Genomic DNA, 13,829 nt, shown 5'->3' on the forward strand with positions numbered 1-13,829 from the left:
GTATATGAGATATACATCCTCTTTTTCTATTTGTTACATATGTAGCATCTTGGATTCTTTTAATTTGTTTTTTTGCTCAAAGCAGACCAGTGTGTTGGACGAGAAAGCAAGTGGGGTAATTTTGTGCGTGCATCACCTTTCGCTGAGTTAATCTGAACTTGGGTAAGAAAGATACTCTCTGTGAAATCTGCTCCGCTAAGGTCGGCGTCTCGTAAATCAGCACCGATAAGATCGGCCGCTCTCAAATCTGCGCCTCGGAGGTCGGCAGCAATAAGGTATGCTCCTCTCAAATTTGCTCCTCTGAGATCTGCTCCTTTAAGTTTTGCACCCATAAGATTTGCTCCTCGATGGTTTATTCTCTTGCCTTTTTTTGAATTCTTATGTTGACGACGTGCCTCCGTCCATACTAGTTCGCTTGTCTTTAAAAGCAGAGCATTTACATTTGCTCGGTGTAATGGAACGTCTAATTCCAAGAGTGAATCGGGACTAAGTTGAGAAAGTCGTTCTGTCTCATCAAGCATGTGGTTAAGCTCACTGTGAATCGGACGAGTTGCTTTCAACGTTAAAGCTTCGGTTAAATACCAGAGCATTTCATGGAGTTGTTGCATAATTGGAAACACATTGTACATTTTCTACGCCCTTTCTGGACCTTCAAGCCAGTCTACTCCTTCGAAAGTGACTTGGGAAACCTTTTGTCCTGCGCCGAAGCATTCAAAAACGGTACATCCTTTAAACCCTTGCTGTCTGAGGTCTTTATGAATACTGCAGCGAAAGTCCGATTGCAGATTAGGGCAGGGTTTGCCACCATCTTTATCAATTGCAAAATCTGCCGAAGCTGCGAAGGGAAGTGCAACACAGCACAAGCCGAAACAGTTTTCACAGTCAGCGCGCAAGTTGTTACGATTCATATCGCGTTTTAAATCATCATGGTTCTCAAACAATATGTGGACCTCCTTTATTGCGATGTTACTTGTATAATTTAATATATAAGATTAATAGTTTGGTTGTCACTTCATTTATGTTTAAAAGAGTTTTCTCATTCACTAATGTTATTACTAAATCATTTCACAGTTAATTACTGGTTATAATTAGAGGAGGCTAGAATAGATGCCTTTTAGGTAAGTGTTTGTTACAACTAACCTAACTTACAATGTTAGTGCAATATGAAAAATTCAAATTTCCTTTTTAGTAAGATAATATGTTTTGGTTCATTTTTTTATAAACTTTTCAACTTGATTTTAAATAAATATCATACATATTATATCATCTTCTAAAATGGTAATTACTTTACTTTACTTTAATAAAAAAGGTGTAACTTGAAATGTAAGTTACACCTTTTCCATGCTTATCGTTTTAATTTTTTCAACAATGGCAAACGATTGATACGATCACCAAGAATGTCAGAAGCAAGCCCGCTTGTAAATACAAAAGCGAAGTAAACAAGTGCACCAAGGGCACCGCATACGACTACAATTAATAAAGACTCCATATATGTTTGTCCGGGAATTAACCATTTTAATAACGTTTTTGCCCCAATTACTACAGCAGACATTGCTGCAGAGTAAATTGTAATAAGTAATACGGTTTTACCAGTCTTTGCGATGTTAAACTTCGTATATTTTACAATGCAATATAGCATGATTACATCAGAAACGAGGTAACCAAGTATCGTTCCTAATACAGCACCATGTCCACCTAGCGCATATAGAAGCGGTGTATTGACAAGAACTTTTATAATGATACCTGCAGTAAAAGCAATCATCGTTTTACGCTGATAATCAATACCTTGTAAGATAGCTGCTGATACGGTGAAAATCGCGCTCATTACAGCAGATGGTGCAAATGAGATTAAATATTGTGACCCTTCTAATGCTGTATTGTGATCGAAATATACCATACGAAATGCATCGTAAGCGATGCTAGCAAGCCCAAATGATGCTGGGATTGTGAAAAATAATAATATTGTGAAGATCTTTTCAATCTGATTTTGCAACTGATCTAATTTACCACCCGTAAATGACTGTGTAATTGCCGGGATGATTGTGAGAGAAAATCCTGTTGCTAGTGATGCTGGTATCATAATAAGTTTTTGAGCATAGTTCGTAATGTAAGCAAAAACAGCATTTGCTTTATCAAGTGGTGTGCCCACTGCTTGTAATGCATCGGCAACCGTATATTGATCCACTAACGTATAAAGTGGAATGGCAATGCCGACAAAAACAATTGGAATCGCATAGCGAAGCAGTTCCATATACATCTTTGTTAAGGGAACCGAAGAAGAGCGCACTTTTCGTTCACCTTCTGGTGGACGTAGTCCATTGTACTTCTTCCAATACATAACGAGCATGGAAACACTGGCAATTGCTCCGATAACAGCGCCAAATGTTGCGACTGCTACAGAAGATGCAACCGATCCGCCTAATATTTTAGAAACAATAAAGCTTCCAACTAAAATAAAGATAACGCGAGCAATTTGTTCCACAACTTGTGAAACCGCACTTGGTTTCATATGTTGAAAACCTTGGAAATAACCGCGTGTAACACTCATCGCTGGCACGATAATAAGTGCAAAACTTAGTGCACGCATTGTTAGTGTTACATCCGCAACGAATCCAGGATCTGGTGTTTTAGAGCGAACTATTAATTCGGATACATAAGGTGCCCCGAAAAATAAAATTAAGAAACCAAGGAATCCCATAAACATCATTACTTTTAAGCTTGAATTATATAATCTTTTACTTGTGCCGTAATCTCCTAAAGCATTATATTTGGCAACAAATTTTGAAACGGCGATAGGGATACCTGCTGTTGAAAAGCTTAATAAAATCCCATACCAGGAGTATGCATAAGAATATAAAGCAACTCCATCACTCCCAACTAACGCTTGAAATGGGAAGAAATAAATAAAACCTAAAATACGTGAAATTATTGTGGCTCCGCTTAGTAAGGCAGTGCCTTTTAATACTTTTGAAGTAGACAAAATACTTCCTCCTACTCATGTTGCTTAAGAATCATCTTTTTCTACTATAAACTTGTCTTGGTATTTTATAAAGTAAAATACTAAATTTATTATTACAGTATTTTTACAAAGTGCGTTTGTTTGCGGGATTTTAGTAGGAAGTTTCAATTTTGTGAAAATTAGGATGGATTTTTTGGGGGTCAGCCTTTTCAAGTGTAGCTTTAACACTTCTTAATAATACAATTTTTAAAAAGGCATGAAGATGCAATTAGGGAAAATTTATCATATAATAAGGTTGATTCCAAAGAGATATTGGGAGGTGTTGATATGGCGATTACAATGAAATTGCCAGATACTGCAGCGTCTCATGCAAAGCCAAGTATGGAAAAGGCGATACTTTGCATGAGGTAGACAAATAATCTAACATACAATCGCCTAAATGGAATTGTATTATTTTTCCTATAGTTGGCTTTGCACCTTATTTAGATGAACCATAAAAAATAAGGGGCGAGCAAAAATGAAATACGTAAAAGCAGCGGCCGTTTTACCGGAAAATTTAATTATAGAAATTCAAAAGTATGTGCAAGGAGAAACAATTTATATTCCAAAACAGGAAAATACACATTATAAATGGGGTACACAATCTGGAGGAAGAAAGCAACTTGACGCGCGGAATAGAGATATTAAACATGCTTTTAAAAATGGAACTTCGATTTATCAATTAGCAGAGGAATACTTTCTTTCTACAGAAACGATAAAAAAAATCGTGTATTCAAAATCATAATGCAAAGCACTGATTATTCGATAAGAAATAATCAGTGCTTTTTGTGTATATTTTGTTTAGTAATTGTTTTCGACATTTTATAAAATAAATATATTGTATACAATGAGAAGAGATCAACAATTTGGTATGGAGTGATAAGAATGGAAGCTTTTATTAGAAGCGATCAATACAATTTTATAAAATCACAAGCTCATATTCTAGTAAATGGACATGCAACAGCAAACGATAGAGGTGTTATTGCTGCTCTAAAGTCTCTTGCGATAGAAAAGGTATTAGATGTTTTTGAAAATCTTACTGATGAACAAAAAGAATTAATAGATACGATTTTGACGGTTGAAAATAGAGAAGACGCAGAAGCGTTTTTATTCAAGTTAAATCCGTATGTCATTCCGTTTCAGGAAGTTACGCCGCAAACGTTAAAAAAATTATTTCCTAAAGCTAAAAAATTGAAGCTTCCTGAAATGGAAGGAATAAATATGAAAGAGATGTCTTATCTAGGTTGGATTGATAAAGGCACAAGTAGAAAGTTTATTATAGCAAAGAATAAAAATAAGTTTGTTGGTTTACAAGGCACATTCCAAAGTATAAACAAAAAGGGCATTTGTGCATTGTGTCATGGTCATGAAGAAGTAGGTATGTTTCTAGTTGAAATAAAAGGGGATGTACCAGGTACTTTTGTTAAAAAAGGAAACTATATTTGCCAAGATAGTATAGCGTGTAATCAGAATATGACTTCACTGGATAAGTTATATGATTTTATTGAGAGATTGAGAAAATAACTTTTAGTAAAAAAATAAGTACAGAAAAGGGTGATCTTTTATCATCCTTTTTATCCCGCTATTCGCGGACAGTAATACTCCCACCTCAAAATTCGGCGAAAGCAAAGAAGTAAGGTGGGAGATAAACTGTCCGTAAAAGCCCGATTGGTTCAACTAATACCCACTGATTAAAGTTTCACTTTATGCTGTAAGGCATGGATTATTCAATTTTGCATAGATGAAAAAAGATGAACAGTTGGGAAAGGCTCATTTTTTGCATGGCATGATTTTTGCATTTTAATAAAAAAGATTCAAGAAAGTTTTTTGAATGTGAAAATTATGTTGATGAAGGGGAAATGACGTATGAAATATCCACTAACGCCAGATGTAAAACCAGAGTTTTGTACGACAGGTTCATTTATGAGATTACCGTCAAGTAATGAGCAAGCAAAGATTGCAATTCTAGGGATGCCGTTTGATACGGCTGCTTCTTTTCGCGTTGGTGCGCGTTTTGCTCCGCAAGCAATTCGTCAAGCATCTATGACTTTGTTCCCATATCATCCGATTCACCATGTTTATCCGTTTGATGATACAAATGCAATTGATATTGGTGATGTGTCTGTGATCCCGCACAATATTCATCGTAGCTATGATGTAATTGAAGAAACTGTTTTGGGATTAATGCAACAAGGAATTATTCCGATAGGTCTTGGAGGGGATCATTCAGTTACATTAGCAAGCCTTCGTGCAGCAGCGAAAGTTCATGGACCTGTCGCAATGATTCACTTCGACTCCCACACAGACACATGGGATACATATTATGAAGAGAAATATTGGCACGGTTCTCCATTTATTCGCGCACATGAAGAAGGGTTACTACAACCTGAAAAAGTATTCCAAATTGGTATCCGTGGAACATTAAATCATCCTGGTGATATAGAAGCTAGTAATGATTTAGGGTATAACGTCATTACAACAGCTGAATTATGTGATCGTGGTTTTAAAAGCGTTCTTGAGCAAATGCGAGCAACGATTGGCGATACACCATGTTTCTTAACGTTTGATATTGATTTTGTAGATCCATCTTGTGCACCTGGTACAGGTACGTTAGAAGTGGGGGGATTTAACAGTCGCGAGACACTAAACATGGTGCGTTCGTTAAGTGGATTTAATTATATCGGTTTCGACTTAGTAGAAGTATTGCCGCCATATGATCAAGCTCAAATTACTTCTCTTTTAGCAGCGACACTTGTGCATGATTTTGCTAGCTTAATTGCTTTGCAGTTGAAAAATGAAGTGAATAAGTAAGAGAACAATTTTTATATTGAAATATAAAAAGACCGATGAAAAGTTGTTTCATCGGTCTTAAAAACACGTCCATTTATTATTTTTTCTGCCAATTTTCCTTGATAAAGTCTTCACGACCAGACTCTTTCCGTTCTTGTGCATATTTCTCTGGATTCTTTTTATAAAAATGTTGATGATATTCTTCTGCTTCGTAAAATGGAGCAACTGGGCGAATTTCTGTTACGATTGGGTCTTTAAACATACCGCTTTCTGCTAATGCTTGTTTTGATTTTTCAGCAAGCTCTTTTTGTGTTTCGTTGTGATAAAAAATTGCTGTACGATAAGATGGACCACGGTCGAAAAATTGTCCGCCGTCATCTGTTGGATCGATTTGCGGCCAATATAAATCCAGTAACTTTTGATAAGGAAATATAGTAGGATCAAATGTAATTTGAACAACTTCTAAATGTCCGGATTCTCCAGATTTTACATTCTCATATGTTGGATTTTCAACATGCCCTCCTGAATAACCTGAAATGACTTTATGTATACCAGGCAGTTCGTCGAATGGCTTTACCATACACCAGAAGCAACCACCAGCAAAAGTTGCAAGTTCATATTGTTTTTCTTCCATCGTGTGTAATCCCCCTAAATTGATATGTTTTATATAGTATCGTATATGTTGTTTATCATAGCAAGAGAAAAGTCTGGAAGAAAAATGAAAAATTAATTGATTTGTATAAATCTATTGTGTCCGTTTATTAATAATGTTTCCATTTTTATCAATTTGTACATCATTGGAAATAGACTGTAAGTATTGCAGCATGTTTTGTTTTTCTGTATCTTGAAGCGGTGTAATTTGGTTATTACGAATCATATAAGGATTAAATGACATTTGTACGTCTTTTCCTTTAAACTTAAGTGTTAATACACCAGTTTCTGCACTATGTCCTGTTACATAATCAGGGAAGAGGAAGTTTCCAAGTGAGTATGCAACGGGAACTTTGTTGTAATATTCAAAGCCTTGTAACCAGTGCGGATGGCTTCCGACAATTGCATTTGCTCCTGCTTCTACCATTTTTTGTACATATTCTTTTTGATAGTCAGCTGGACGATTTGTTTTTTCGACACCCCAATGCATATATACGATCATATAATCGGCATCTTTCTTTTGTTCTTTAATCGTTTTCGTAACTAAGTTTAAATCGTAGCCATTTGCAACGCCGGGTTTATCATTTGTAGCTACCCATGCAGAATCAGGCATAAAACGGACAAACGAGATAAACTTAAATTTTTTACCTTTAATTGTAACTTCTCTCGCTGTATACGCATCTGATGCATTTTTGCCTGCGCCGATATAGGGAAGGCCTATTTTTTCTACATGGGAAATTGTATCTAATAAGCCGTCTTGGTAATAATCGAGTGTATGGTTATTTCCGATATTAACAATATCATAGCCTGTATTTTTAATAGCTTGTAATGTGGAGGGATCACTTTTAATCCAAAATAGTTGGCCAGGATATTTTTTCTCGCGAGTTGTAAACGCAGATTCTAGATTTACAAATGAGTAGTCCGCTTTTTCTATTTCCGGCTTTACATGCTGAAATGGATAATCAGCACCTTTACTTTGAATAACAGGGCGTAATTGCCAATCGAACATTGTATCACCCGAGAATGTAAGGGTAATTTCAGGATCTTCTTTCGGCTTTTCTGTTGGTTCTTTTCCTTTTGCCTTTTCTGTTTGCTTATTTTTTACTTTTGTGTTTTGTTCATTTTTCGTTTCTGAATTTAGCGCATAGTTGATCAATAAGATTATAGGGGTAAAAAGTATGGCTAACAGTATGGTGCGTTTTAGTAATGTTCTTTTTCGAATTTTCATAAAAACCCTTCCTTATGAGTTAATAAAATAAATATATTAAATGTTAATTTGGAATTATATTCTGATATATATTTATAATGATTTTTAATAATAGGGTAACATGAGTAGCTTGATTAGGACAACGTGTAAATTGAAAATATTAAATTTTTGAAAAATAGTCTATAATTCTACTTATAATTTTATATATAGAAAGAATAGGTGGGAGAGAATGGTTTTACTTGGGGCTTTAGTAAATGGACTATGTATTATTGCAGGGACATTATTAGGTAGAATTTTTAGTGGCATTTCAGAAAATGTGAAATCGACTGTTATGCATGCAATTGGTTTAGCAGTAACGGTACTTGGTTTGCAAATGGGGTTGAAAAGTGAAAATTTTTTAATCGTCATTTTAAGTCTTGTCATTGGAGCAGTAATCGGGGAATTGCTTATGTTAGAAGAAAAATTAAAAAATTTAGGAGATTGGCTAGAGAAAAAGATAGGTTCAGGTGGAAAAGGGAGCATATCACTCGGATTTGTAACTGCAACATTAATATTTGTAATGGGAGCAATGGGGATTATTGGTGCTTTAGATAGTGGTATTCGTGGAAATCATAATGTTTTATATACGAAAGCGATTATAGACGGTTTTATTTCACTTATTTTAACGACAACATTAGGAATGGGCGTATTATTTTCGGCTGTTCCTGTTACTTTATATGAAGGGCTGATTGCAATTTTTGCAACGCAAATTGATCGTTTTGTACCGGAAACATTAATGAATAATTTTATTGTGGAAATGACAGCGACTGGCGGGATTATGATTTTTGCCATTGGATTAAACTTACTTGAAATTATCAAAATTAAGGTAGCAAATTTATTGCCTGGTATACTTGTAACTGCAGTTCTTGTTTCTATTATGTATGGGTATACACATTATTTTTAATAAACAGCAGGAAGATGCTTTAGTGTGATAATAGTTATTTAGGGAAGGGAGTTGGGATGAGATGTATGAAATAAAATCGTTAGGCACATTATCATTCGAAGAAGCTACAAATTTGTGGAATGCTGGATTCGAAGGGTATTTTATCGAAATTAAAATGACAATGGATGCTTTTTTAGCAAGAATGACACTGGAGGAATTGTCACCATCTTTTTCACTTGTAGCGTTTTATAACGGTCAGCCAGTTGGTATTATCTTAAATGGAATTAGAATGATGCATGGTAAAAAAATTGCATGGAATGGTGGAACAGGTGTTGTTTCTCAATTTCGTTATCGAGGGGTAGGGGGAGAATTAGTAAGAGCGTCCCTAGAGCTGTATAAAAAAGAAGGAGTAGATATCGCGACGCTGGAGGCAATTAGTAAAAATGATGCGGCTATTCATCTTTATAAAAAGATGGGGTATGAAGTAGTTGATCAACTTTTGATGTTACAGCATACAGGAATATTAGAAGAAGATGCTTTTCAGTTGCTACAAAGTAATACATACCATGTAAAAAGAGGTACAGCGCAGGATATACACACTATTCAAATATCAAATGAAGAAATAAAACCTTGGCAGACGGAATGGATGAGTGTAAGAAAAGATGGAGAATTATTAACTGTGTATGATGATACAAATGAGGAATTAGCGTATTTTCTTTATAAAAAAGTACTTGATCAGACAGGAAAACAACAAGCAACTGTATTGTATCAATGTTATGTAGATACAAAACGTCTAGATCAGGAAGATATTGTTCGCTTTGGATTACGTGAAATATTTCCTCCTTTACAAGATCAAATAAAAAGAATGACAATGAATTTGCCTTCTTCTAATGAAGTAATTGTTCGTATTTTAAAAGAAGCGGGATTCATAGTTGGAAATGAGCAAGTGTTTATGGTTCAACATTTATCACGTCTTAACGAGCGATAAGATGTTAAAATAGCTTCAATGAAAGTATAGAGTAAGTTTGTTTTGATAAAGAGGAATAAAGAAAAGTCCAGTATTGAATTACTGGACTTTCTCCACATTAATATCTCTATAATATCGAGAATTAAAATTGTAAACAAAGATAGCTTAATGTTCCAAATTCATAGCTACGATGAATTACTTTTGGTTCTGCCTTGCCGCTTCCCATTGCAATGAAAAGAGGAACAAAGTGTTCTGCTCTTGGAACAGCTAAACGTGCATGAGGAGCTTCAGCTTCCCAGTTGAATAGGGCGTCTGTATTGTTGTTTTGAATTTGATCAATGAGCCATTCGTCAAATTCAACAGCCCATGGTTCAGGCGTAGTTTGTTCCCATTTTAACATTCGTAAATTGTGCACCGTAACACCGCTGCCGATGACTAAAATATCTTCTTTTCCAAGTTCTTGAATGGCTTTTCCAATTTCGTATTGTTCTTTTGCAGGAAGGAAGGGATTTACTGAAATTTGAACGACAGGTATATCAGCTTTTGGGTACATACGGTGTAGAAGTGTCCAAGAGCCATGATCTAATCCGCGCGTTGTATCTTTTTGAACCGCAATCCCTCGGTTTTTAAATTTTTCTTCTAGCATTGCTGCAAGGACGGACGAACCTTTTGCAGCGTATTTTATTTCATATAATTCAGGAGGAAAGCCGCCAAAATCATAAATCGTTTCATAGGCATTGTCTGAAGAAGAAATAGTTAAAATTTCACTTTCCCAATGAGCTGTAAAAATGACAATTGCTTTTGGTTTATATGTTTTACCAAGTGTTTGTAAAAATTTTGTATAGCCGGTATCTTGAATGGCTAGCATAGGAGAACCATGTGCTAAAAATAATGATGGCATCATAATTAGTTTACCTCCAATAATTTAATTACTTTATGTAAGTAACTATACAACTTTAGTTTCGTTTCGTCAAGAATGAAGTGGTAGAAATTAAAATATCATAATTTGTAATAAGGAAAGCTTTTACATATAATTTATAGTAAGAAAAAAATGAATAGCGGTTCATCTTATAAAGATATAGATTCGTATTGTTGTGAAGTAGATTATAGAATTGGGGGCTGTCAAAATGAACATACAGGAAAGCTTCGTTATGACATTGGATGGATCGGAAATTTATTTACGTCAATGGTTACCAGAAAGTGAGCCTCGTGGGATTGTTCAAATTGCGCATGGTATGGCGGAACATGCTGGTTCCTATATAGAATGTATTGAAGCGTTATTGGAAGCTGGATACGGGGTATATGCTCATGATCATCGCGGGCATGGAAAAACAGTAAAGCAGGAAGAAGATTATGGTCATTTCGAGCCGAATATAGGCTGGAATCAAGCTGTTTCTGACGTAATCTTCGTTTCAGAGCTTATTCGTAAGGAACACATCTGTCCACTTTTCTTATTAGGACATAGTATGGGATCTTTCTTAGCAAGACGTGCTGTGCAGCTTCGCGGTGAGTTATATAATGGATTCCTTATTTCTGGAACAGGAGGGAATCCGGGGCTTTTAGGAGTCATTGGTCATAAAATGGCAACGATTGAAATGAAGCTTCGCGGAGCAAAAACGAAAAGTCCAATGCTGAACTTCTTATCATTTGGTAATTTTAACTCACACTTTAAGCCAAACCGTACGAAGTTTGATTGGCTGTCTTCGGATACGAATCAAGTTGATAGATACATAGAAGATTCACAATGTGGATTTATTTGTACAACGAGCTTTTACCGTGAATTATTTAACGGTGTGCTGATGGTCAATAAACTTGAAGAATATAAGAAAACACAAAAAGAGCTTCCTATTTATATTTTTTCGGGAGACCGTGATCCGGTTGGAAACATGGGAAAAGGTGTACAAGAAGTATATGATATGTATAAAAAATGTGGTGTCAAAGATGTAACGCTTCGTTTATATGAAGATGGAAGGCATGAAATGTTCCACGAAGTGAACAGACAGGAAGTATTTCAAGATGTGATTTTTTGGTTAAACGAGCATATTGTGTAAGAGGAAAACCTCACCTTTTTCTATAGGTGGGGTTTATTTTTTAGAATATTGTACAATTAATATTCAGAAATGAAAGAATTTTCGTTGTGATAAATTACATGTACATTTCTTCGTTGTATATATTGATTTGAAATAAAGTTGCACTGTTTATAAAAAAAGATGAACTGTTTATATGTAGATTTTGGATAAAGAATGATCATTAATAAAATTTTTATCGAAAATCCTATTATGATAATGTAGGATTTTTTCTTGTTCCACAATCAGTTCAGATTCTTGGGTAAGAGAAGGAAGGGTTATGGCTGAATAGTAGCGAAGAGAAAAAAGAAAAATTTCTAAGGGGGATATAGAATGTCACAACCATTATTGAATGGTATGGAAGGTGTATTTATACCAGTCAAAGACCCGAAAATATCAGCTGAATGGTATGAAGAAAAATTAGGATTTAAACTTATTTATATTGAGAGAGAAGCTGCTGTTATGAAGATTGCAGAAGAGTCACAAACAGTAATATGCCTTGTAAGAACTGTTAATCAACAACCAATGAAGTTTCCTGAGAATAACTTTGGGGTAGGAAAATACTATAATTTTATCTCTAAAGATATTAATGAGATTTATCGACTGTTAATTGAACGTGGTGTCAAAGTAAATCCTATTAGTGGAGAAGGGGCTACCAGATTCTTTACGTTTTTTGATCCTGATGGAAATCCTTTAGGTGCTTGTCAATAAATTCACATATGTCACTTATGAGAGCTTTAATGGAATAAGGGGCACAGAAATAATCAAACTTTTGCATAAAAGAATGATTCAATAGAATATATTAAGAGTGTGTTTTGGTTGATCTTTTTCTCAAAACACGCTTTTTCTGTTTTTTCGTTTATCAAGGTTATTAGTATCAATTTGATCAAACATTATTCTAAAGCAACAAATAAGACTTCTGAACAAAAGTGGATATTTATGTTAAAATCGGGTATGAGTGTGAAGAAATGCTTTAAACTAAAGGGGCCATTTAACGGAATAGCGGTTCAGAAAAAGTTTGAAATTTAAATGGATAGTGATTGGTTGTTAAATAATTAAAATAAAAGAGTTAGTGAAGGGATATGGTGATTTGGAGGTTAAATATTCGAATGTTATTAAACCATTTAGAAGGTTGAAATTACTTGGAATGACCTTGATTACAATCATTTTACTAACATTGGTTTCAGGGTTCCTTTATGAATATACCAGTTACAAAAATGTTAAAAGTAACTACCCTCCAGATGGACAAATGATTGATGTCGGAGACAGAGAAATACATATGAATATTAAAGGAACCAAAACGAGTTTGCCACCTGTTGTTATTGAAACAGGGACTGGTAATTGGTCTTATGATTGGTCGAACATTCAGAAAGAACTATCAAAACATACCCAAGTAATCACTTATGACCGAGCAGGGTATGGATGGAGTAATCCACCTCCTAATGGATTTTCTATCGATACGACGATTAATGATTTAAGTAAGATTCTCGAATCTTCTAAAATTGACACCCCTGTAATATTAGTGGGTCATTCTGTTGGAGGGATCTATTCTCGTCTCTTTACAGAAAAGTACCCAGAAAAGGTTTCGGGATTAGTGCTTGTTGATTCTAGAAATGAATATTTTTCAGAACAAGCAAAATCATTTAATGACAAGTTTTTCGAGACACAAGACCAATCGATGAATCGTATATTATCTCAAATTGGAATAGTACGACTATTTGGGGAAAATATGTTTTCAGATTCAATGCCAAATTACCTTTCTGCAAAAAAGTATGTAAATGTTCATTGGGACACTTCATTTTTCAAAGTATTAAATGAAGAAATCAAGCAAATAAAAAGTAATGAGAAATTACTGGAAGGTACTCGCTCTTTAGGAGATAAGCCTTTAACAATTATCACACCGAGTGACGTAGAATTGCAGGCAACAGAATTAGGATTCTCAGAACAAGAAGCGGATAGCTTTGAAAAGATATGGATGGATACTCAAAAAAAATTGACCAATTTATCCACTAATAGTGAATTCATTTTAGTTCCTAATAGTAGTCACTCAGTAATGTATGACCAACCTGATGTAATAATAAAAGCTATTTTGAAAATGGCTGATGAAATATATTAAACATCGTGCTTAAGTCAACTACCCACCACTTAAACGCTAACGCATTTTGAAGTGGGGGCTTGTAAAAAGCCCTGGTTGTCTAGCCTTAGTCCTTTATAGACTCCGTTCGTAG

12 protein-coding genes and 1 pseudogene are annotated in these 13,829 nt (G+C 34.9%); 8 read left to right on the forward strand and 5 right to left on the reverse strand.

All coding sequences use genetic code 11. The annotated features are described in order from the left end of the window. Positions 1–59 precede the first annotated feature (59 nt). Together CN326_RS19185 and CN326_RS19190 are read right to left on the reverse strand one after the other, a co-directional pair. A pseudogene (locus CN326_RS19185) lies at positions 60–908 on the reverse strand (pentapeptide repeat-containing protein). A gap of 437 nt (positions 909–1,345) precedes the next feature. Next, positions 1,346–2,980: a putative polysaccharide biosynthesis protein gene (locus CN326_RS19190; RefSeq protein WP_098310570.1), complete on the reverse strand. Its 1,635-nt coding sequence runs from the start codon at positions 2,978–2,980 to the stop codon at positions 1,346–1,348. Positions 2,981–3,476: 496 nt separating this feature from the next. On the opposite strand from CN326_RS19190, the gene CN326_RS19195 reads away from it, so the two are divergent. From CN326_RS19195 to speB, 3 genes are all read left to right on the forward strand, one after another. Then, positions 3,477–3,743, forward strand: coding sequence for a CD3324 family protein (locus tag CN326_RS19195; protein ID WP_098310571.1), 267 nt, complete (start codon positions 3,477–3,479; stop codon positions 3,741–3,743). Positions 3,744–3,883: 140 nt separating this feature from the next. Then, positions 3,884–4,522: a FusB/FusC family EF-G-binding protein gene (locus CN326_RS19200; protein ID WP_098310572.1), complete on the forward strand. Its 639-nt coding sequence runs from the start codon at positions 3,884–3,886 to the stop codon at positions 4,520–4,522. Between the two features lie 342 nt (positions 4,523–4,864). After that, positions 4,865–5,809: an agmatinase gene (gene speB, locus CN326_RS19210; RefSeq protein ID WP_098310573.1), complete on the forward strand. Its 945-nt coding sequence runs from the start codon at positions 4,865–4,867 to the stop codon at positions 5,807–5,809. A gap of 76 nt (positions 5,810–5,885) precedes the next feature. Here speB and msrA read toward each other — a convergent pair whose 3' ends face one another. Together msrA and CN326_RS19220 are read right to left on the reverse strand one after the other, a co-directional pair. Then, the gene (gene msrA, locus CN326_RS19215) at positions 5,886–6,422 is read right to left on the reverse strand and encodes a peptide-methionine (S)-S-oxide reductase MsrA (protein WP_098310574.1); all 537 of its coding nucleotides are present in this window, start codon (positions 6,420–6,422) and stop codon (positions 5,886–5,888) included. Positions 6,423–6,533: 111 nt separating this feature from the next. Next, positions 6,534–7,667 carry a CapA family protein gene (locus CN326_RS19220; protein WP_098310575.1) on the reverse strand — a complete coding sequence of 378 codons (1,134 nt, stop codon included), beginning with the start codon at positions 7,665–7,667 and terminating at the stop codon, positions 6,534–6,536. A 208-nt stretch (positions 7,668–7,875) separates the two neighbouring features. Between CN326_RS19220 and CN326_RS19225 the strand changes: the two genes are divergently transcribed. Beyond that, positions 7,876–8,589: a DUF554 domain-containing protein gene (locus CN326_RS19225; protein WP_098310576.1), complete on the forward strand. Its 714-nt coding sequence runs from the start codon at positions 7,876–7,878 to the stop codon at positions 8,587–8,589. Positions 8,590–8,650: 61 nt separating this feature from the next. Further along, on the forward strand, positions 8,651–9,556 hold the full coding sequence (locus CN326_RS19230; RefSeq protein ID WP_098310577.1) for a GNAT family N-acetyltransferase: 906 nt from the start codon (positions 8,651–8,653) through the stop codon (positions 9,554–9,556). Positions 9,557–9,677: 121 nt separating this feature from the next. Here the strand turns inward: CN326_RS19230 and CN326_RS19235 are convergent, their stop codons facing one another. After that, positions 9,678–10,439, reverse strand: coding sequence for a DODA-type extradiol aromatic ring-opening family dioxygenase (locus tag CN326_RS19235; protein ID WP_098310578.1), 762 nt, complete (start codon positions 10,437–10,439; stop codon positions 9,678–9,680). 223 nt (positions 10,440–10,662) lie between these two features. Between CN326_RS19235 and CN326_RS19240 the strand changes: the two genes are divergently transcribed. The 3 genes from CN326_RS19240 to CN326_RS19255 all read left to right on the forward strand — a co-directional run bounded on the left by CN326_RS19240 (position 10,663) and on the right by CN326_RS19255 (position 13,717). Beyond that, entirely contained in the window at positions 10,663–11,586 is a 924-nt protein-coding gene (locus CN326_RS19240; RefSeq protein ID WP_098310579.1) for an alpha/beta fold hydrolase, read from the forward strand. A gap of 348 nt (positions 11,587–11,934) precedes the next feature. Further along, the gene (locus CN326_RS19245; protein ID WP_098310580.1) at positions 11,935–12,312 is read left to right on the forward strand and encodes a VOC family protein; all 378 of its coding nucleotides are present in this window, start codon (positions 11,935–11,937) and stop codon (positions 12,310–12,312) included. A 379-nt stretch (positions 12,313–12,691) separates the two neighbouring features. Then, entirely contained in the window at positions 12,692–13,717 is a 1,026-nt protein-coding gene (locus CN326_RS19255) for an alpha/beta fold hydrolase (RefSeq protein WP_098310582.1), read from the forward strand. The last annotated feature ends 112 nt before the right edge of the window (positions 13,718–13,829 follow it).

Origin of the sequence: Bacillus sp. AFS018417 (assembly GCF_002560985.1) — a bacterium.
Classification (GTDB): domain Bacteria; phylum Bacillota; class Bacilli; order Bacillales; family Bacillaceae_G; genus Bacillus_A; species Bacillus_A rhizoplanae.